Source organism: Turneriella parva DSM 21527 (assembly GCF_000266885.1).
Classification (GTDB): Bacteria; Spirochaetota; Leptospiria; order Turneriellales; family Turneriellaceae; genus Turneriella; species Turneriella parva.
In genome coordinates, this window is the sequence record NC_018020.1 from 3,590,840 (window position 1) to 3,610,598 (window position 19,759).

The window sequence follows — 19,759 nt, forward strand, 5'->3', positions numbered from 1 at the left end:
ATTGGCGGGCGCAACGCAGCCACCTGCGGCACATCGATGGCGCGCCAAGAGCGGCTTCTGTAAGAAGACTGCATCTATTGTGCGGCGCACCATCGACGTCAGGTAAATCCACCGTTGCCCGCCATGCCTATGCGTGGCCGAAAAATAGAAGAAGCACTGTGTGCAGTCGAGCTTGCGGCTTGCTATTTGCGTGAAGATTAGAGTTTGCCGGTTGGCGCAAGCACGACTGCTCGGTGGGCGCTCCTGGTATCGAGGTTCGTGAGCGTCAGAAATCCTACTATTTGTTCGAATTCGGTATTGCGGCTTCGCAGGCCACGCATCGCGAGCTTGAGAGCGATTGGCCCCTGCCCGATCAATGCGACGTCGCGCTCGCGAGTCGGCACGGCGGGCAACAGATTTTACAAGCTGCGCCGCCATTCGCTACGCGAAAGGCGTGCTCGGTCTCGGCGACGAAGATGCGTCGACGCCCGCAGCTCGGTTGAGCTTCATTGGCGGGCGCGCCGCAGTCGCCTTCGACACAATTTGGGTTGCGCCGAAGACGGCACACCCCAAATCGTCTTGCAAAATCAAACGTTCTATGTCATTGCCTAGCATCGCGAAGAAGTAGAAAAGCCGAAGAGCGCCTCGTCATTGTAAGCTCCTTCCAGGCTTCAACGCTGGTTGTGTAACGACTGCTATAGATGAAGATCGCGACGCTCCGCGATCGCTGCAAGAGTTTTTACACAGGCGTATTCGCAAAACCCGCAAAGAGTCATGGTGCGCTAAATCCACATTGGCATCGCGCTACGTTCGCGAGCCTTCATTCATTCGTACGCGGCGGGAATTACTGAAAGCTCGCGAACTCCGCTTTCATTTAACCTCAGGCGCCTCGACTGGTAAAGTACGGGTTTTGCGAACACGCCACAGCCCTGCTCCTAAGCGACCGCTTGACGGCAACGACATAGAACAAATTTTACGCGCTGCGCCGCGACCACTGCGTTGGGTCGCGTGCTCGGCCCTTCGCGCCAAAGATGCCTTCGTCGCACAAGCGGGACGCTTGTTTGGTGCTCCTCAGGCAGGCGCTGCGGGCACATGCGCTTCGCGTAAAACGCAATGGTTGAAATGCAAAACACTTTACACCCGCAGGCGCACGTCAGCGTAAAATCAACGTTGTGTGCAATGCAAGAAATAGATTTTTGATGAAGAGGTAATATGACTGAGAAAGAATTAAAAGAACTCGAAGCAAAAGCCGTAGCAGATTTGCAAGCTGGCACTCGCGGGCAACAAACTTTGCGGAAGAATCTCAGTCTTGATGAACAAGGTTTTGAGGTTCTAAAAGAATATCTCATTGCTCAAGATAAAGTCATACTTTATCGCGCGCGAGGTGGCGGCATTCGACTAAAGACCCCCGAGACGGCAATCCCAAAGATTGATGATAAGGCCATTTCAGAGGCCAAGACGGTCGAGGAAACAGAGATTCAAAAACTACTGTCGCCTACAAAAACAGAGGAGTCTCTCTATCCGTACGTTAACAGTTGGGCCTTAAATAGCCCAAAATATGGCTTTTCCGATGCGGCCATTATCGGCAATAACCATCGACGAAAATCCTGGGAGAATCCAGACTTAATTGCGTGGCAAGTCTATGAATTTGAGAATTTTGTCGGTCATGAAATTGAATTAACAACATTTGAGGTAAAGCTTTCATTTTCGGTTTATGCAATATGGCAAGCTTGTAATTACCGGCGCTTTTCACATCAGACAATTCTGGCTTGCTACGAAAGACCTGATATTATGTACGCAAAAGAGGCGGGCCGCCTTCTCGAAATCTCTCAACATTTTGGTATAGGTCTAATATCCCTAACTCCAGCAGGCGCAGGCGGCAAGGGTGTCACGTGCACTGAAATACTTTCTCCAGTCTTTCAAGCCCCACCTCGCTATGAGCTTGATTCTTTTTTAAGTGATTTCCATGATTTTTTCAAGCTCCCTCACCCCGGTTCCATTATCTCAGGACAAACTTATGCCGCAAGCAGTTCAAAATAAATCTTGCCGAATCTTGCACTGCACACAACAAATTTTACCTGCTGCGCTCGCTGCGGTGCCGTAGCTCCTCGCGTGCTCGGCCCTACGCGCCCGAAGATCGCGGACAAAGCACAAGCGGGACGCTTGTTTTGTGCTTTGCCGCGAGGCGCTCCGGGCACATTTGGTGACACAATGCGGTTTTACACAACGCAATTAATGACGCAGGTGTCACCAAACGTCAGGTAAAATCCACGTTGCCCGCCATGCCTATGCGTGGCCGAAAAATAGAAGAGTTACTGTGTGCAGTCGAGCTTGCGGCTTGCTATTTCGATGAAGATTAGAGTTTGGCGACTGGCGCAAGCACGACTGCTCGGTTGGCGCTCCTGGCTTCGAGGTTTGTCTGCGTCAGAAATCCTACTATTTGTTCGAATTCGGTATTGCGGCTTCGCAGGCCACGCATCGCGAGCTTGAGAGCGACTAGCCCCTGCCCGATCGATGCGACGTCGCGCTCGCGAGTCGGCACGCCGGGCAACAGATTTTACAAGCTGCGCCGCCATTCGCTACGCGAAAGGCGTGCTCGGTCTCGGCGACGAAGATGCGTCGACGCCCGCAGCTCAGTTGAGCTTTGTTTGCGGGCGCGCCGCAGTCGCCTTCGACACAATTTGGGTTGCGCCGAAGACGGCACACCCCAAATCGTCTTGCAAAATCAAACGTTGTGTGCAATGCTTTGAAAATTTTGTGGCCCGAGAAATGATAAGAAAAGTCCTCATGGCTGTTATACCGCTGATAATCGTCTCGGTTGCCTATGGTGCAGATACCGAGACACAAGAAGACTTTGAACCAATCAAGGCTGGCAATATCATTAAGGCCAATGTCGTACTGGGCGTACCCAATATAGCCAGATTGGGTGGCTCATATCATCGCATCTTGAAAATGCAAGGCAGATTAATGTATACACTTGGGGTTGGCGGGAATATTGGCTCAGCCGTGGGTGATACGGGTGCCGTCGGACAGAAATTCTCAGTACAAGAGTCGTATGGCAATATCGGTGTTTTACCAGGTATTCACCTTCTCGCAAGTGATCGGAGTATATTATTGGGGTTAAATGCCGTAATTGGCTGCCAATATAGCAGCGTCGAAATAGGTAATCCGAAATACTTATCCCCAAACGAAAATCGTAACTATCAAATTACGAGTGACGTGCGCAAAGAATTCAGTTTTCATGCTGGTATAGAGGCAGGTATCTATTACTTTGCAAACCCTATGTTTGTGGGTGTCGATTTTGGTTTTGTAGCAACGCCCAACATGTCTATTCCGTACGCCATTAACGAGAACAATCTATCGACGACCTACAACTACAATATGCCAACCATTCGGTATAGCGGCATTCGAATTAGTGTCACCGCAGGCTACATGTTCTGACACTACAAAGCACTGCACACAACAAGATTTACCTGCTGCGCTCGCTGCGGTGCCGTAGCTCCTCGGGTGCTCGGCCCTACGCGCCGAAGATGCCTTCGTCGCACAAACGGGACGTTTGTTTGGTGCTCCTTAGGCAGGCGCTTCGGGCACATTTGGTGACGCAAATAGGCTTTACAGCGTGAAATAATGACACAAGCGTCACCAAACGTCAGGTAAATTCCACGTTAGGCGAAATTCGGTGAAGAGATTTCTTGTCATCTCGCGCCTTCCATGGCGCGATTCTTTCTTATGTTCGCATAGTTTGCAAATCGATCAATTATGCTAATTTCGGCTTTTGCCGAGCATCGGATAAATCAATCGTTCCACTAAGCTTGAAGGATATTTTTCCATTCCGATAAACCCGATTTCAGGGGTTCTATTTTCTGTATGGGCGGTTCGAAATAAGTAGTCCCAGAACGAGAACACGATTGCAAAATTGTGTGGTTTCTCTATTTTAGCATGATGCCAAATATGGAATTTTGGTGAGTTGAAAATATACTTCAGTGGCCCGAGTGAAATTTTCAGATTTGAATGATTGAAATTTCCGAAAGCGGTTGCAACCACAGCAACGGCCAGAATGGCCAGATAATCTGCGTTGAGCAAAAACAAGGGCAGATACTTTAATGATCGATAGACAAGCACCTCAAACCAATGAAAACGGTAATTACCGATCCAATCCATTTCTGTAATGCTATGATGGAGCTTGTGAAAACTCCACAGCCAGGGGACGCGATGCAGAAGATTGTGTATCCCCCATTCCAGAAAATCCTGAACGAAAAGTAGAATTAGAAATTGTAGCCAAAAAGGCCGGTTTGCAAGCGACAAAAAGGCCAATTTTGGCCGCAAATAAGCTTCGAAATTGCTGAATATGTCCAGTGGTCCATAATTCCAAAGAAATGCATAGATGAATCCGAATAGATGGGTATTAAAGGTGAACCAAAAGATATCCTGTCCGATAAGTGGTCTAGTGAAAAAACTTTGATTCCGCGCTGGCAGTATTTTTTCGGCTGCGATAAATATTCCCACGAAAAGTATTAGCCAAAAATTATAGATCATCAAAAATTTCAAAAGTTCATTTTGCATAATATTTACCCATCTGTAACGAAGCCATTCGGCCTAAAAAAATGCTGCTAATGGCAGCAAGAGCATGCAATGACAATGAAGGCAATAATCCTAAGCTATATCCGACACTGCATCCACCCGCAATGGCCGCCGCGAGCCCCAGACCAAAACCGGCCAGCAAACGTGACAAAAGGTTTCTAATGCTGATTCTCTGCCAAGTCTGCTTTTGCGAGCCAACCAGTGTTAGCATGGCGCCAAGCGGTACGGCGAGTAAGAAGAATAAGTCCGGTGAAAGATTCAGAGTCCAGAGATCGATAAATCCGGGAATGAAGAATACGCCGACGGCTTTGCCGCGCAAGCCGGAGAGAATTGCATGCAGTGTTAGGGCGAGAGAAACTAAACCAGCTGTTCTTTTCCACGACCAGTCGGCCCCGTTGGGTTTGGCATCCTTTGCACGGAATAGCAGATAAAGTAAGAAAACAATGCTGCCGACTGCAAAAAAATACCGCATCTCTATATCCGGAGCTGGCAGAAGTGTCGGCTCAAGTTTTCCGAGCCAGATTTTTGCCGGTGTATGGTAAGCGACGCCGATCGCAGCCAAAAATCCTACGGTTGAAGCCACAGCAACAGTATCGCCGGAGCCTGCTTTAAACATTGCACCTGCGGTACAGCCGCCGGCGACGGGCATGAGCAATCCGAAAAGAAATCCCCCAATCAAGATGCCTATTATAGAACTTGAAAAATGAAGCGGCACATATCCCAGGCGAAGGAAAATTGGGAGTAAGATAATTTGCCCAAGAATCGCAACGAGCAAGATATTAAACTTGCGAAAATCTCCTTTTGCGGCATCAGCGAATCCTGAATTGAGACAAAACTTTCCCTTTGCAGAAGCATATCCAAACAGAAGACCCGGAATCATAAATTCCATTCGACCTCCTTCTTTGCCATGAAACCATAGTGATATGGCGGCAGATCAAAAAATTCTGAGTTTTGAAATTTCCCCGTGTTTAGCCATAAGCGCATTTTCTCCGGCGTTGGTCGTATATCCATCGCGGGGCCGCGCGGTGTTTTATCGTCAAAACGCCAGTGCATCACGGCTAGTAGGCCACCGGGGTTTAGAATGCGCCTTGCTTCATCTATTAACTTTACCGGTTCTTCAAAATGCAGAATATTGAAGAGGCAGACATAATCAACGCTGGCCGCCGCAATGCCTGTTCCTTGCGCTACAAAATCAATTTGTTTAAGGATAATGTTGTTTACGTTCTGACTTTCGGCCCTTGCCTTTAGCCGATGAATCAGGTCCGTCTCCAATTCCAGCGCATAAAGTTGACCGCTGATTTTCTTTGCAAGGGGAAGAGAAAACGTGCCATAACCCGAACCAAATTCTACAGCATCGACCACACCGGTCAGGGGGCCGACTCGTTGCATGGCGGTCTCAATATCAAAGAGCGATTCCCAGTATTCTTCATCCGGCATTCCACTATCTCTAACTTTCATTGGCCAAATCCTTTATATTTTAGTATTCTATGAAATAATAGAATATATGAAAACGGGTGTATCGTCAATTAAAAAAGCCCTTTTTGCCGAGTTCAGCTTGGTAGCAAAGGCGCTTTCAAACCCTATCCGGCTGGAAATGCTGGATTATTTGGCGCAAATGGAGTGTTCGGTTGAGTTTCTGGCCCAGAAATGTAATCAGAAAATTGGCAATATTTCCCAACATCTTAAAACAATGTCCCGCGCAGGGCTTGTCCGTAGCCGTCGCGAGGGAATTTTTATTTACTACGCCCAAACCGAAGTTGCCCAGACTCTAACCGATGCACTCGCAAATACCGCTGTCAAATCGTCACCCGCAGCAAGTGAAATTATCCGTTCTTACTTCGATCAAAAAGACACGCTTTCTCGCTACGATGCCGAACAGATTATCACTGCGATCAAGAACCGTGATATCGTTCTTATCGACGTTAGACCACATGACGAATTTGACGCTGGCCACATTGAAGGCGCACGCTCAATTCCGTTAAAGGAGCTTGAGGCAGAACTTACGAATTTGCCTAAGGGTTCAGAAATCGTCGCGTATTGCAGGGGGCCATACTGTGTCCTATCCGTCGAAGCAGTCGCCGTACTTGAAAGACACGGCTTCAAGGCGAGTCGCTTAAGCGAAGGTTTGCCGCAATGGCGGCAAAAAGGGCTGCCCATTCAGGTCGCGTAGGAACTACGGTATATTCATGAGCTTCATTTTGTTCAAATATGCGGTAACTGCTGGCTTCATCGTATTGGCGTCAGAAATTGCGAAGCGCAGTGACAAATTCGGCGCATTGATTTTAGCATTGCCCTTAATGACGATTCTCACCCTATTTTGGCTTTCTGCCGAAAATCAATCCGAAGAAAAAATTGCGAACCATGCCTACTATACATTCTGGTATGTAATTCCTACGCTTCCGCTGTTTTTACTATTTCCGATACTGCTTCGCAGCTTCGGATTTAGTCTAGCCATGGTGCTATTCACAATCGGCACCGTGTTGAGCTTTGTTATCTGTTCGATGATTTTTAGAAAGTTTGGCATTGATTTGTATTAAGAAACCGATAACCCTGATATATGCACGATATTTCATTTTTTTTAAAAATCGCAGCGATAGCCATTCTGCTTTTTTCATCTTCAACACTTTTCATCGCAGGCCGTTTTTCGGCACGTGCTCTTGCGTCCGGCTTATTTACTCTGTCAATCGCTGGTTATTTAGGTTGTCAAATTTTCCACGGTTCAAGCGTTTCCGAATGGTTTCTTTGGTTTGTCCACTTGGGCTGTTTCGTCGCACCCCTGACGTTCTACCTATTGACCGAATCTCTCTTCGAAGACAAATTTCGCTTTCGCTGGCATCATCTCGCTCTATTCGTTTTCATAGAAGCTGTGAATTTTTATCTTATCATTTATCTCAGGGTTTACGCAGCTGATGGCCACTTACAATACGGTGATTTCTTGACATTGCTTCGTGCCCTACCACAGACTGTTTCACTTGTATTTATTCTAGTCGCGCTCGGCAAAACTCTCCTGAAGAGAAAGGCAGACCTGATAGAATCGCGGCGAAATTTTAGGATCAAATTTATAGCGATTACGAGTGCATATATGCTGCTTGTCCTCATTTCCGAATTGGCTTATCAAGGCCAGCATGCGCCCCCAATGCTTGATCTGCTACACTCGGCGGGCATTCTTGCGACAGTTTGGTATTTTGCTTCAAAAATGTTTACGGTTCGCAGCGGTACCCTGGGCGAAGTTAACACCATCGTGACGAAAAGCACGGCTATCCCGGAACGCGAGACGGTCAACCAAGAGCTTTTGTCAAAATTGGAAAAAGCAATGGATACCGGCAAAATCTATACGCAAGAAAGCCTATCGATTCGCGAGTTGGCTAAATTTCTCGAAACTCAGGAATACATCCTGCGACGACTTATCAATGCTGGTTTGGGGTATCGCAATTTTAACGACTACCTGAACGAGCTCAGAATCACGGCAGCTGCCCGCATTCTGGCAGATAAGGAACAGGCTTCAACCCCCATTATCCGCATAGCTATGGATTTGGGATTTGGCTCGCTTGCTCCCTTCAATAAGGCTTTTAGAGAACGGAAAGGCATGACGCCAACGGAATTTCGCAAGAAATCCGCCTAAAACACGATTTTTTCCTGATTGATTTTGAAATCAATCAGTTGATTCTGCAATGGAGTAGATTTTCACTTTTTTTCGGGTTAAAACCTCCCTGACGCCAGCCGCTGAAACGGCATTCCAAACGGCGTTATTGGGAGGATTTATGAACGAAAATTCGAGCTTAACGGAGATCTGGCTGGCGATTCTTGCTATCGATCTCTTTCGATACCTGATCCCGGCGGCGGCCATCTTTAGCCTTGTTTGGCTGGGGCGGAAAGTATTACAGAAGTATCGTATTCAGGCGACGCCTTGGCGGGCGACTCAGCATATCCGGGAAATTGCATTTTCACTGAGCACAGCAGTCATCTTCTCGATCATCGGGACGGCGCTGTTCTTTGCCATCACGGGCGGGTACACGAAAATCTATACGGATCGCGAGCAGTATGGCGCTATCTATTATTATGCGAGCTTTTTTCTGCTGATGGTACTGCATGATACCTATTTCTACTGGTCTCATCGCCTGATGCACGCCAAGCCCTTGTATAAACTCTTCCACAAGGTTCACCACTATTCGCGGCAACCTTCACCGTGGGCCGCCTATGCCTTCGCACCACCTGAAGCGGTAGTGCAGGCTTCCTTCTATCTCATCATGGTTTTCACGGTTCCGTTTCATCCCGCGATTCTCTTTGCTTATCTCATCTTCATGATCGTCAGAAACATCTGGGGGCACATGGGCTATGAACTTTTTCCCCGTTGGTTTGTGAAAAGCCGATTCACATTCTGGAGTACCGCGACGACACACCATGATCTGCATCACGAGACATTTAACTATAACTATGCGCTGTATTTTACGTGGTGGGATCACTGGATGAGAACAGAACATCCGGAATATGCGGAAAGGTTTCGCCAGAACGCTATCGGAGCGTCAAAATGAAAACGGTGCTTCGGTACGTAGCCTATCCGCTGATCGTCGTTTTGAGTCTCGTCGCATACGTGTATCTGCGCGAAGTGGGGCTTTCTGCGGGGTTGTCCGTCTTCCTCGCAAGCGTCGTGAACATGGTGCTGATTGGCCTGACGGAGATAGCGATCCCACTCCGCAAAGAGTGGTCGCTCTTCAAAGATTGGCAATCGCCGAACGACATTCTGCATGCGATTTTTTCGACGGAGTTTGCCGGAAGAATACCGCGATTGATTCTCGCATCTGCCTCTATCTCGATCACTGCATATCTTTCAGAGAAGAACATCACAGGTCTTTGGCCGACGCACTGGCATATCGCATGGCAGTTTGCTCTCGTTGCCCTTATCTCAGAAGTCGTATTTTATTGGCAGCACCGCATGCACCATCGGAGTTTCTTCTGGCGATTCCATGCGCTACACCACAACGCGGAACAAATGCACGTCCTGAAATCGGGCAGATTGCATGCGGGCGAAATTATGGTGCGTATTCTGGTTCTGAACCTACCGTTTGTCGTTATGGGCTCTCCGGGGGAGTTAGTCTTTGCTTACGGGATATTTTCGAATACGCTGGGAAACTTAGGGCATGCGAATATTGCCGTAAAACTGCCGCACTTCATGCATTATGTTGTTGTAACGCCGCTGGTCCATCATGCCCACCATGCCATCGATCCGGAGTTTCGTAACTCGAACTTCTCGGGAGCTTTCACTTTCATGGACATTATCTTCGGAACATTGCGTCTTCCCCAGGATAACAGATTGATTCAGCCGGGGATTACCGAAGACTTCTATCCTAAATTTTGGCTATGGCAGCTTTTCGCTCCATTGTTACCAAATTCTTTCTTTAACGCAAAACCAACAAAGAGCCTTCAAGGGGAATCAAAATGAAAATCAGAATACTCATATGCGCAACTATGCTTCTTTTAATCTCGTGCGCAAATTTCTCAAAACTACAGTATTCGCGCATCTATAAGCGCGATGGTTGGCAGTGGCGCGACCGGGTTATCGAATCCCTTAACTTAAAGAAAGATGATAAGGTGCTGGAATTAGGCCCAGGCAGTGGCTACTTCACTTTCGCTTTGGCAGAGAAAGTAGCACCTTCAGGTCAGGTGTTTGCGCTGGACGTCGATGAGAAAGCCATCGCCAAGATTCAAGGGCGAGTTGCGGAAGAGAAGATTCCAAACCTGCATGCGTCAGTTTATGACGGTTCGCTGATCGACCTTAAGGGTCAAAAAGTGAATGTAATCTTCTCGGTAAATGTTTACCACCATTTGCCTGAGCAGATAAAGTATTTTGAGAAATTAAAATCCCATCTTGCTCCCGGCGGGCGTATTGCAGTAATCGACCACCATCTGGAAATGGGCATGGTGCTGCGCATCTTTGTTTCAAAAGATCATCAAACACCACCGGAGACCATTCGGAATGAAATGGATGCGGCGGGGTACAAGATCGTGCAAACCGAGGATTACCTACCGTTGCAGAGCTTCATGGTATTTGAGGCTAAATGACCCGTGTCCTGCCGGGCATCATTGGCCCAAATAGCCTTTCTATCCTTTCGCCCAAAACCGATCATTTTTTTGCCCAAGACCCGGAGATTGATAAAAACACATTGGCGTTGGTTGTGACAATCTTGGAGAGGATAAACAGATAATATGCTCAAACGTAACGCAATTCTTGCAGCAAAACTCACGGTCATAGCTTCCTTGTTTGCTACGAGTATCAGTTCGTGGCAAAACTACAGCGCCAACGGCTATGTCGGTTGGCACAGTTTTGCTAACGGTTTGGTAGATGGTTTTTTCATCGTGGGCTTTCTTAGCACTTACAAGCTCATTATTTCAGATGTTTTACTGCGGCGATTCTTCTCAAGATTGAGCTTTGTACGAACCCTCATACTGAACTCTATCGCCTATAGTTTTCTCATCCTGTTTGGCCGAGCCCTCGGACGTTTTATTATGGAGTACGAGCATTTTGTCTTGTTGCCGACAGGAACAGATATCGCCCGCCAGCATTTTTATCAGGCCCTCGGCGCTGCCCTAATTTTCTCGCTACTGCTAAATTTCCTTCTACAAAACAGTCGGCTCTTGGGGCCTCGCGTCATGGCAAATTTCATCACCGGCCGCTACCATCACCCGATATATGAGAAGCGTATCGTCCTGTTCATGGATTTGAAATCCTCAACGACGCTGACAGAGAAGCTCGGTGACCAGAGATATTTGGACTTTATGTCGGAAACATTTTCAGACCTGACGGAGGCGATTATTGCTACTGATGCAGAAATCTATAAATATGTCGGCGATGAAATTATCCTGAGTTGGCCTGTCCCTCGCGGCCTGCGCGAGGGTAACTGCTTAAAACTACCGCTGCTGATTCAGAAATTTTTCGAGGAGCACTCGGAGCATTACAAAAAGCGCTACGGTCATTCACCTGAGTTTCGTACCGGCATCCACATGGGCGAGTTGGTTATCGGTGAAGTTGGCGTCTTAAAACGCGAGATTGCACTCATCGGTGACGTCATGAATACGGCGGCACGCATCGCCGCATACACCCGCGAATGCGGCCAGAATCTCCTGATTTCAGGCGAGTTGAAAGATGCTTTGGAAAAACAAAGGGAATACCAATTCTCACCCCTTGGTCCAGTCGTACTGCGGGGCAAAGCAGACGGCATCGAGCTTTTTTCAATAGCCAGAAGCAGCTGAGACTACAATATCGTCGAAATCCACTTTACTTGGTTAACTTTTGGCAAACCTCGTGTTTGCCAAAATACTATACAGACCGAACTTCGCCTAACAAACTTTACACGCTGCGCTCTCTGCGGTGCCGTGGCTCCTCGCGTGCTCGGGTCTGCGCGGCAAAGATCGCGCCCGGCAGGGCAAGAATGATGTGCATTTTGCCTGCCGTGCGCGAGCCGCTCCGACCACAAAATGGCTTGCGGCGAAGACGCCTCCAGCCATTTCGTCGTGTAAATTCCGCGTTGTCTGAAATGGGCGAAAGACTTTCTCCGAAAAGAGCTCGCCATCCATGGCTCGCCAAGACTGTGCAATGCTTTACATGCCAAATGCATAACAATATTCTTGAAGCCGTAAGAATCGTTAGTATCTATCCCAGAGCTAGGTAATGCCAGAAACCGCCAGAAACCAAATAATTCAGGTCTTAACAGAATGGACTGAAGCAAAGCTGACGGAGAACGATGTTTGGCGCTGGGCATCAGCCCGATGTTTGCCAGGGGAAGACAGCTACGAGGGCTGGCTGGCCGGTGATCGCATATCTCATGAAGTCATGCTGCATTTAAATAGCCTAGATATGTATCTTGTAGTCAGAGACGACATTCCCATATATTTACAATTTTTGAAGCGAGATGATTCTGATTTCGAATCCGCCTATAGAGATTGGCAGGAAAGTCTCCGCGAAGCCAATACTCAGGAGCGGAGAAGACAGCTCAAGAAAAATCCAATATATGCACCTTTCTGTTAATCTAACTCGACATCCATGTCTCGTTATCTCATCCCAATCGCCCACTTCAGACAACAAGATTTACGAGCTGCGCTCCCTGCGGTGCCGTAGCTCCTCGGGTGCTCGGCCTCACCCACAAAGAAGCGTTGACGCCGCACGCACGTGACGTGCATTCGGTGCGGCGCAACGCTGTGGGTTCGGCAAATTGATGACGCTTAGTATGCGGCTTTCCTAATAAGCCTGCTTTTATTGTGCGGCGCGTCATCAGCTTCTCGTAAATCCAACGTTGTCTGAAATGTCATGCCCATGGTTATCTCCGCCATCCATGGCGGGTTAGCACCTTTTGGGAAGTGATTTACAAACCAATATTGGGCTTTAAAAAGTGGAATGAAACCGATCAAGCTATTCCGATCAATATCGATTTCAGCGGCTTTAATTCTAAGTGCATGCTGGCAAAATACTGCAACCACTATTAATTCTGGCGAATGTCCTGGTGCTTCAGACTTGGACAAACAGATTCAGGCGATAATCTCTGACAAGACTTGTATCACCGTACAAGATTGTGCGTATAAAGCCTATGGGTATAAACATTGTGGTGGCCCGAGCAGTTACCTTATTTATTCTAAGAAAAATATAAATGAAACAGAATTGCTGCAAAAAGTTGATGGCTACAATTCGATCATCGAGAAATGCGTCAAAGATAGTAAAATGAGTGGAACCTGTGATACACCAATGACGCCAAATTTATCTTGCGATAGCGGAACCTGCAAGGATAAAGGGTATTCACCGAACTGATCATTCATGCCGAGAGGGCGCCTCTGACACGCCCTCCTTGCCGTGTCAGAGGCGTTAACGATGGGCATGACACTTCAGACAACAAATTTTACGCGCTGCGCCGCTGCGGTGCAGTAGCTCCTCGCGTGCTCGGGTCTTCGCGGCAAAGATCGCGGACGACGCGCACACCGGGAGGTGTGTTTTCGCGCGTCGCCGCGAGCCGCTACGACCACATTTTTTGACGCAAATCGGCTTTACAAATTGATCAAATGACACAGGCGTCAAAAAACGTCAGCGTAAAATCCACGTTGTCTGAAATGCGGCGACAAATTTCATATTCCATCAAAGCAGCCATTGCTCAGGAGAAGAATGTTCATATGCGATACAGCTCAAAAACCGTAATACCGAGAAGTGACAGCAAGGACTTGAACGCCCTTCAGCAGAAAATTATCAGTAATTTGGCTGCCGAAGGTGTCACGAACCCCATTATCTTGCCCTCGCACAGGATATCTTTTCGGGGTGGTATTTATTTTACCGTCATACCAAGAAACAGCATTTTCCGGGGCATCGGGCGTGTTGATATCGATCTCCGTGAAGAATCAGATTCATTTGTCATAGATTACAAACTCAATTTTACCAATATCTTATCCTTTGGGGCCATATTGAGTATACCACCGTGGCTTATTTGGTTCAATTCAGATTTCTCTTTTGCCATACCGATAGTCTCAGGCAAGAACATCATGGCTATTATAATGACCGTATCGCCAATTTACATAACCACAATGCTCATAACGAGCAGTATCCGAAGTTGCCGCAAGTTCTTCAAGGCCTTATCTGTCTGAACGCCGCACTTCAGACAACAAAATTTACCTGCTGCGCTCGCTGCGGTGCCGTAGCTCCTCGCGTGCTCGGCCGCTCCGCCACGAAGATCGCGGACAAAGCGCAAGCGGGACGCTTGTTTTGCGCTTTGCCGCGAGTGGCTCCGGGCACATTTGGTGACACAAGACGGCTTTTCTGATTGAAATAATGACACAAGTGTCACCAAACGTCAGGTAAATTCCGCGTTGTCTGTCATGTTCTGCTGGTATAATCTCGTTCCGTTAGGACAGTTCTAATTGATCTTGGGTCACGCTTCGCGTGTATAAAGGCAATCAACTGCGTGTTTGACGGACGTTCGATATAATACAAGATAAAAGGGAACCGGGTAAGAACAATTTTCCGTGCTCCGCGATGGCACACCGGCCCAATTTCTGGATTAGAAATAAGACTTTCTAGGGTTCTGTCAATGGCATCCAGAAATCTCATTCCTAATTCTTGGCTTATTTTTTCATAAGTTTCGTAAGCAACCGCAATTTCGTCGACACATTCACCAACAATATCAATGGGCTTTGGCATTCAGTAGCTTCGATTTGAGTGTTTTCCAGTCGGTGAATATCGCTTGCCCGGCCTCAATCTTATCCAACCGTTCATCTAAAATAAGTTGGTGTTCAGCCGGAATTGGCGAATTCATTACTTTTTGTTGCAAATCAAACCAAATATCATCGAGAATAGCTGCTTCCGTGCTCAAATCTTGACTTTTTATCATTGCAATTGCCTGTTCGATCCCCATAGGCTATCGTCACACAGGCCGCAGGGCTGAAAAGCCATATTCATTTACAGATCGTTGCTGGGCTATCAAATGACAAATTGCAACATCTGTATAGTGAAATCAAGGTATTGGCCGTTGGCAGAACACGACAGACAACAAAATTTACCTGCTGCGCTCCCTGCGGTGCCGTAGCTCCTCGGGTGCTCGGCCCTACGCGCCATAGATGCCTTCGTCGCACAAGCGTGACGTTTGTTTGGTGCTCCTCAGGCAGGCGCTTCGGGCACATTTGGTGACGCAAATAGGCTTTACAGGCTGAAATAATGACACATGCGTCACCAAACGTCAGGTAAATTCCGCGTTGTCTGACATAGTTGCGCTTTATATCTCGCCGCCCTCCGTGGCGGCGCAACATAAGTAGCGGCATTAGGCAAATACCGCAAAAGTGTTGCCGAAATGCCTTGATCTTGGTAACATATACAAGCATGCAAGGCATTAGTGAATTGATTCAGGAGGCCTCTTCCCTACCAATAGAAGCTAGGGCAAAGATCGTAGATTCTCTGCTGAGAACTCTAAACCAACCGAATCCTGAGATTGAAGCCCAATGGACAGCTGTCGCCAAGAGGCGTTTAGCAGAGCTAAAGTCTGGCAGGGTGAAACCAATACCTGGCGACCAAGTTTTCGCGAAAATTCATAAGCGGTTTGCCGATTGACGTATTCATTTCATCCTGAGGCTGAAGCCGAATTTAATCACGCTATTGATTACTACGAAGAACGCGAGATTGGCTTAGGTTATGATTTTGCAATAGAAGTTCATGACTCTATACAAAATATATTAAAATTCCCAGAGGCTTGGAACCCATTAGGAGACGGCATTCGATCTTGCTTAACGAACCGATTTCCTTATGGGGTGATATATTCAAAGGTAGATGAAGAAATTTTCATTCTGGCAATTATGCACTGCCACCGGGAACCGGATTATTGGCGCAAGAGACTCGAAGAATAAGGCCCTTTATTTAAGCATTTTCCGCATAAGACTCTTTCAATCGCCCCGCCATCCTTGGCGGGGCTTACAAGCGCAACTACGTCAGAGAACAAATTTTACGCGCTGCGCCGCGACCGCCTTCGGCTGGGTCGCGTGCTCGGGTCTCCGCGGCAGAAGATCGCGGATGACGCGCACACCGAGAGGTGTGTTTTCGCGCGCCACCGCGAGCCGCTACGACCACATTTTTTGACGCTAATCGGCTTTACAGATTGAATAATTGACACAAGCGTCAAAAAACGTCAGCGTAAAATCCACGTTCTATGACATTGGCGCGGCACTCTTATCCGCCCGCATCCGTGCGGGCGATGTTGCGGCATTGTTATTTTGATTTAAAGACGATATTCTTAGCACAATCAAAACGAAATTCAGCATTAACCTCTGGTTTCGTCAAACGACCTCTAAGACGAAAGGCTTCGCACTTTTTTGCAATAAGTTTATATTCGCCAATTTCCGAGAAATGTTGATCAAATACTGTTTTAAGAACAATGGTTGGCTCACCGACCATTACTTTCACACGCGTGTTACCACAACATCCGTATTCTGTTATCACATCCGGCAATTCGTCATTGTTCAGATCTGATAAGAAAGATTTACCCCAGCCATAAACACCTTCGTAGAATTGCCAAGAATTATCCTTGAGAATCCAGATATCCGAGTTTTCAGTGAAGGTAGCATAATCAAGGGCCGTACTCGTTCTTTTTACCAAAGCTACATTACCGCGCCGGTCTTGAATCTTCAGGTCTGCTCGAATATTCTTAATAATCTCTCTTTGCCGTTTCCGATCCGGCTGTTCCAAGTAATTACCCTCTCTATCTCGCCACCATTTTCTATAGTACCAGGCAGCATTGAGCAATAAATCTTCGTCATTTGAGCCACAAATGATTTTTAAGGTCCAATTAGGCGCCTTGTATTGAGCGCTTTCGTAACTCTTTGTTTGAATACAGACCTTTGCAGTTTCTTGAGCCGCCAGGAACGGCTCAAAAACCCAGCCTTCTATAGAATTATATGAGACTTTTGCCCATTTTCCTGAAATTCCTTCGACTTCCGTAATCGCATCTGAATATTGTAGTATTTGCACGAATTCATTCTCCGCTGCCCAGCCGAGCTTCGCAGAATCTCGAGCAGGCTTTTCTCTAATATTCAAGCCGCCTAAGGCAAAAACGCCTCGAAAAATTTCCTTGGGCTTCGCGTTGCCCCGTTGCTCCGTCTGGCAGCAAATATTGACGAAGAGAAATGCTGCTAGTAAGACTGGCCGAGATAAGCTGAAGCATTGCATAAGGGTTAAGAAACTGCGTCCGAAAGCGCGCGTAAATTCAAAAATCTTCCGAAATGGGTCGCTCGGCCCTCCATGGCCTCGCTTGCATGCCGCGCCAACGTCATAGAACAAGATTTACGAGCTGCGCTCCCTGCGGTGCCGTAGCTCCTCGGGTGCTCGGCCTCACCCACAAAGAAGCGTTGACGCCGCACGCACGTGACGTGCATTCGGTGCGGCGCAACGCTGTGGGTTCGGCAAATTGATGGTGCTTGGTATGCGGCTTTCCTAATAAGCCAGCTTGTATTGTGCGACGCACCATCAACTTCTCGTAAATCCAACGTTAGCTGCAATTGCCGGTTGGTAAAATTCTATCTCCCGGCATCCATGCCGGGTTTTCAAGCTATTGGCACGGCAAATATTGAGCAAACATCACCGTTGCATTCTTGCTGGCAATAAAGGTTTACAGCGCAAGATATTTCGGGAAATATGGGCCGGCGGTATCTCATGAGCTTGGCAGAATTAGCATACCAAGAATTGCAAAGGCTGCCTCAGCCAATCGTCCAGGAAGTAATTGATTTTATTGGGTATTTAGAGAAAAAACACGGGATTGATGATGCCAACTTGATGCTGGCGCAGTCAGAATCCCTTTCAAGTACATGGGAAAATGACGAGGACGATGCCTGGAATGACTTTAAGCCCGTTTGAGCTAATCACAATCAACTTTCCTTTTTCTGATCTAACCCGGTCTAAACAACGACCGGTAGTGGTTATTGCGTCACCTGACCGAAATGGCGATTTCATTTGCTTATCCGTCACCTCGAATCAGGGACATCCCGATTCAATACGAATTGAGCAGGCAGACCTAAAGAGTGGCACCCTGCCGAGAACGAGCTTTGCCCGATTTGATAAAATATATACATTGCACTCCTCGCTCATTCGCCATAGAGTCGGAGCCCTGTCTGAGGCAAAATCTCAAGAGATCAAAGCAGCATACTGCAATAAACTTGGGTGCAAATAATTCGCCTCGACCATCCGTGGTCTCGGCTATCGAACCGGCAACAGCAGCTAACAAAATTTACACGCTGCGCCCCGGTTCGCTTCGCTGCCACCGGGTGCTCGGCCCTACGCGCCGAAGATGCCCTGCGCCCGGCACACCGTGAGGTGTATTTTGCCGGGCTCGGGCAGGCGCTTCGGGCAGATTTTGGCTTGCCGTGAAGACACGACAAGCCAAAACCTCGTGTAAATTCAACGTTGTGTGCCATAGCTTTAGAATAAAGGAGTCTATCCAAATGAAAACAATCCCTTTAATAGCCGCTATCCTACTTGGGGCAACTACGATCAATCCTCAGCCAATTAATCCTACTCCCTGGGCATATGGAACGAAAGGTATGACCGAAATATCAGGCAATTTCTCTGGTTGGTACGAAAAAGCCTATTCCAGCAAATCAGTTACAGCCCTACTATATCCTGAACTGGGCTATTTCTTTCTTGAAAGATGGTATGTGTCCACTGGTTCTGCATTCGAATACTTTTATACGAAGTATGACAATAATCCTTTTGAAATCTCAAACATGAATTTTCGACCGAATCTTGGTCTCGGCCGAGTGTTTTCCATTTCCAGTACAATATACCTGAACTTGCATAGTTCTGTAGGTAGCGAATATGTTTATTGTTTCTTCCCGCACTGCTCGTCAGGTTGGCGCAATGGTCTTAGAATCAACTTTAGTCCAACAATTAAGTTTGTACTGAAAGAATCAGTTCTTTTAAATTTAACTTGGGTATTGCGCGGCCACCTTGATTGGACAACAGGTAATTTTTTCGATTATTTCCGCACAATGGTCACGCTTGGCTTTTCATATGCTTTTTAACCCTGAAAAGCTACGGCACACAACAAGATTTACCTGCTGCGCTCGCTGCGGTGCCGTAGCTCCTCGCGTGCTCGGCCTCCGGTGGCCTGAAATGCGTTGACGCCCGCGCTCTGTCGAGCTTAATTGGCGGGCGCAACGCAGCCACCTACGGCACATCGATGGCGCGCCAAGAGCGGCTTCTGTAAGAAGACTGTATTCATTGTGCGGCGCACCATCGACGTCAGGTAAATCCAACGTTCTAAGCCATTGCCTAGCGTCGCGAAGAATGGCATTATCACTAAGAGCCGATCATCATTGCTAGCGCTTCCCAGGCTTGAAGGCTGGTTGTGTAACGACTGCTACAGATGAAGATCGCGACGCTCCGCGATCGCTGCAGAATTTCACCCCGGCGCATTCGCAAAACCCGCTAAGAGTTTTCGGCGCGATGGATCAGGTTTCGTCTCGCACTGCGTTCGCGAGTTTTGGTTTATTCGTACGCGGCGGGAATTAGCGAGAGCTCGCGAACTCCGCTTCGTGCAGACCTCGCGCTGCTCGTCGGGTAAAGCGCGGGTTTTGCGAACACGCCACACCCTGCTCTCTAGCGATCGCTTGACGGCAACGGCTTAGAACACATTTTACAAGCTGCGCCGCCAATCGCCTCGCGATTGGCGTGCTCGGTCTCGGCGACGAA

General features: G+C 47.8%; 24 protein-coding genes and 1 pseudogene. 17 read left to right on the plus strand and 8 right to left on the minus strand.

Annotated elements, in window-relative coordinates; translation table 11 throughout:
* Positions 1 to 102 precede the first annotated feature (102 nt).
* Positions 103 to 417, minus strand: a pseudogene (locus tag TURPA_RS24260) (hypothetical protein); the annotation flags it as partial.
* 774 nt (positions 418 to 1,191) lie between these two features.
* Between TURPA_RS24260 and TURPA_RS17275 the strand changes: the two are divergent.
* The gene (locus TURPA_RS17275; protein WP_014804565.1) at positions 1,192 to 2,019 is read left to right on the plus strand and encodes a hypothetical protein; all 828 of its coding nucleotides are present in this window, start codon (positions 1,192 to 1,194) and stop codon (positions 2,017 to 2,019) included.
* A 316-nt stretch (positions 2,020 to 2,335) separates the two neighbouring features.
* On the opposite strand, the gene TURPA_RS23170 is transcribed toward TURPA_RS17275, so the two are convergent.
* Positions 2,336 to 2,521 carry a hypothetical protein gene (locus TURPA_RS23170; protein ID WP_157210534.1) on the minus strand — a complete coding sequence of 62 codons (186 nt, stop codon included), beginning with the start codon at positions 2,519 to 2,521 and terminating at the stop codon, positions 2,336 to 2,338.
* 50 nt (positions 2,522 to 2,571) lie between these two features.
* On the opposite strand from TURPA_RS23170, the gene TURPA_RS24060 reads away from it, so the two are divergent.
* Positions 2,572 to 3,420 (plus strand): hypothetical protein, encoded by an 849-nt coding sequence (locus TURPA_RS24060; RefSeq protein WP_041948648.1) that lies wholly within the window; start codon positions 2,572 to 2,574, stop codon positions 3,418 to 3,420.
* Between the two features lie 321 nt (positions 3,421 to 3,741).
* On the opposite strand, the gene TURPA_RS17290 is transcribed toward TURPA_RS24060, so the two are convergent.
* Genes TURPA_RS17290 through TURPA_RS17300 form a run of 3 tightly spaced genes read right to left on the minus strand, consistent with a single transcriptional unit; the run spans position 3,742 to position 5,997 of the window.
* Positions 3,742 to 4,485 (minus strand): sterol desaturase family protein, encoded by a 744-nt coding sequence (locus TURPA_RS17290; protein ID WP_157210566.1) that lies wholly within the window; start codon positions 4,483 to 4,485, stop codon positions 3,742 to 3,744.
* A gap of 46 nt (positions 4,486 to 4,531) precedes the next feature.
* Complete coding sequence (locus TURPA_RS17295; RefSeq protein ID WP_014804568.1) at positions 4,532 to 5,449, minus strand: YeeE/YedE thiosulfate transporter family protein; 918 nt, start codon at positions 5,447 to 5,449, stop codon at positions 4,532 to 4,534.
* Positions 5,437 to 5,997 carry a class I SAM-dependent methyltransferase gene (locus TURPA_RS17300; protein WP_217157588.1) on the minus strand — a complete coding sequence of 187 codons (561 nt, stop codon included), beginning with the start codon at positions 5,995 to 5,997 and terminating at the stop codon, positions 5,437 to 5,439. The genes TURPA_RS17295 and TURPA_RS17300 overlap by 13 nt, the downstream gene beginning before the upstream one ends.
* 67 nt (positions 5,998 to 6,064) lie before the next feature.
* Between TURPA_RS17300 and TURPA_RS17305 the strand changes: the two genes are divergently transcribed.
* From TURPA_RS17305 to TURPA_RS17350, 10 genes are all read left to right on the plus strand, one after another.
* On the plus strand, positions 6,065 to 6,730 hold the full coding sequence (locus TURPA_RS17305) for an ArsR/SmtB family transcription factor (protein WP_014804570.1): 666 nt from the start codon (positions 6,065 to 6,067) through the stop codon (positions 6,728 to 6,730).
* 16 nt (positions 6,731 to 6,746) lie between these two features.
* Positions 6,747 to 7,097 carry a DUF3147 family protein gene (locus TURPA_RS17310; RefSeq protein WP_014804571.1) on the plus strand — a complete coding sequence of 117 codons (351 nt, stop codon included), beginning with the start codon at positions 6,747 to 6,749 and terminating at the stop codon, positions 7,095 to 7,097.
* Positions 7,098 to 7,117: 20 nt separating this feature from the next.
* Complete coding sequence (locus tag TURPA_RS22210; protein ID WP_014804572.1) at positions 7,118 to 8,182, plus strand: helix-turn-helix transcriptional regulator; 1,065 nt, start codon at positions 7,118 to 7,120, stop codon at positions 8,180 to 8,182.
* A 139-nt stretch (positions 8,183 to 8,321) separates the two neighbouring features.
* Positions 8,322 to 9,092: a sterol desaturase family protein gene (locus TURPA_RS17320; RefSeq protein WP_014804573.1), complete on the plus strand. Its 771-nt coding sequence runs from the start codon at positions 8,322 to 8,324 to the stop codon at positions 9,090 to 9,092.
* Positions 9,089 to 10,000, plus strand: coding sequence for a sterol desaturase family protein (locus TURPA_RS17325; protein WP_014804574.1), 912 nt, complete (start codon positions 9,089 to 9,091; stop codon positions 9,998 to 10,000). Before TURPA_RS17320 ends, TURPA_RS17325 begins: the two co-directional genes overlap by 4 nt.
* Before the next feature lie 26 nt (positions 10,001 to 10,026).
* The gene (locus TURPA_RS17330; RefSeq protein ID WP_157210567.1) at positions 10,027 to 10,620 is read left to right on the plus strand and encodes a class I SAM-dependent methyltransferase; all 594 of its coding nucleotides are present in this window, start codon (positions 10,027 to 10,029) and stop codon (positions 10,618 to 10,620) included.
* A gap of 144 nt (positions 10,621 to 10,764) precedes the next feature.
* Positions 10,765 to 11,808 (plus strand): adenylate/guanylate cyclase domain-containing protein, encoded by a 1,044-nt coding sequence (locus TURPA_RS22215; protein WP_014804577.1) that lies wholly within the window; start codon positions 10,765 to 10,767, stop codon positions 11,806 to 11,808.
* A gap of 418 nt (positions 11,809 to 12,226) precedes the next feature.
* Positions 12,227 to 12,583 carry a hypothetical protein gene (locus TURPA_RS17340; protein WP_014804624.1) on the plus strand — a complete coding sequence of 119 codons (357 nt, stop codon included), beginning with the start codon at positions 12,227 to 12,229 and terminating at the stop codon, positions 12,581 to 12,583.
* A 366-nt stretch (positions 12,584 to 12,949) separates the two neighbouring features.
* Positions 12,950 to 13,357 carry a hypothetical protein gene (locus tag TURPA_RS23645; RefSeq protein WP_014804579.1) on the plus strand — a complete coding sequence of 136 codons (408 nt, stop codon included), beginning with the start codon at positions 12,950 to 12,952 and terminating at the stop codon, positions 13,355 to 13,357.
* A 248-nt stretch (positions 13,358 to 13,605) separates the two neighbouring features.
* On the plus strand, positions 13,606 to 14,178 hold the full coding sequence (locus TURPA_RS17350) for a hypothetical protein (protein ID WP_041948651.1): 573 nt from the start codon (positions 13,606 to 13,608) through the stop codon (positions 14,176 to 14,178).
* 229 nt (positions 14,179 to 14,407) lie between these two features.
* Here the strand turns inward: TURPA_RS17350 and TURPA_RS23650 are convergent, their stop codons facing one another.
* A complete protein-coding gene (locus tag TURPA_RS23650; protein ID WP_014804581.1) occupies positions 14,408 to 14,731 on the minus strand; it encodes a type II toxin-antitoxin system RelE/ParE family toxin in 324 nt (107 codons plus the stop codon).
* A complete protein-coding gene (locus TURPA_RS17355; protein ID WP_014804582.1) occupies positions 14,715 to 14,945 on the minus strand; it encodes an addiction module protein in 231 nt (76 codons plus the stop codon). Before TURPA_RS17355 ends, TURPA_RS23650 begins: the two co-directional genes overlap by 17 nt.
* A gap of 461 nt (positions 14,946 to 15,406) precedes the next feature.
* On the opposite strand from TURPA_RS17355, the gene TURPA_RS24410 reads away from it, so the two are divergent.
* The gene (locus tag TURPA_RS24410) at positions 15,407 to 15,634 is read left to right on the plus strand and encodes an addiction module protein (protein WP_014804583.1); all 228 of its coding nucleotides are present in this window, start codon (positions 15,407 to 15,409) and stop codon (positions 15,632 to 15,634) included.
* Complete coding sequence (locus tag TURPA_RS17365; protein WP_014804584.1) at positions 15,631 to 15,927, plus strand: type II toxin-antitoxin system RelE/ParE family toxin; 297 nt, start codon at positions 15,631 to 15,633, stop codon at positions 15,925 to 15,927. The genes TURPA_RS24410 and TURPA_RS17365 overlap by 4 nt, the downstream gene beginning before the upstream one ends.
* 358 nt (positions 15,928 to 16,285) lie before the next feature.
* On the opposite strand, the gene TURPA_RS17370 is transcribed toward TURPA_RS17365, so the two are convergent.
* Positions 16,286 to 17,242: an SH3 domain-containing protein gene (locus TURPA_RS17370; RefSeq protein WP_014804555.1), complete on the minus strand. Its 957-nt coding sequence runs from the start codon at positions 17,240 to 17,242 to the stop codon at positions 16,286 to 16,288.
* A gap of 483 nt (positions 17,243 to 17,725) precedes the next feature.
* Between TURPA_RS17370 and TURPA_RS17375 the strand changes: the two genes are divergently transcribed.
* The 3 genes from TURPA_RS17375 (at position 17,726) to TURPA_RS23655 (ending at position 19,089) form a co-directional block, all read left to right on the plus strand.
* Positions 17,726 to 17,926: a hypothetical protein gene (locus TURPA_RS17375; RefSeq protein WP_041949526.1), complete on the plus strand. Its 201-nt coding sequence runs from the start codon at positions 17,726 to 17,728 to the stop codon at positions 17,924 to 17,926.
* Positions 17,907 to 18,239 (plus strand): type II toxin-antitoxin system PemK/MazF family toxin, encoded by a 333-nt coding sequence (locus TURPA_RS24415; protein ID WP_014804586.1) that lies wholly within the window; start codon positions 17,907 to 17,909, stop codon positions 18,237 to 18,239. The genes TURPA_RS17375 and TURPA_RS24415 overlap by 20 nt, the downstream gene beginning before the upstream one ends.
* Before the next feature lie 271 nt (positions 18,240 to 18,510).
* Positions 18,511 to 19,089 carry a hypothetical protein gene (locus tag TURPA_RS23655; RefSeq protein ID WP_014804587.1) on the plus strand — a complete coding sequence of 193 codons (579 nt, stop codon included), beginning with the start codon at positions 18,511 to 18,513 and terminating at the stop codon, positions 19,087 to 19,089.
* Positions 19,090 to 19,759 lie beyond the last annotated feature (670 nt).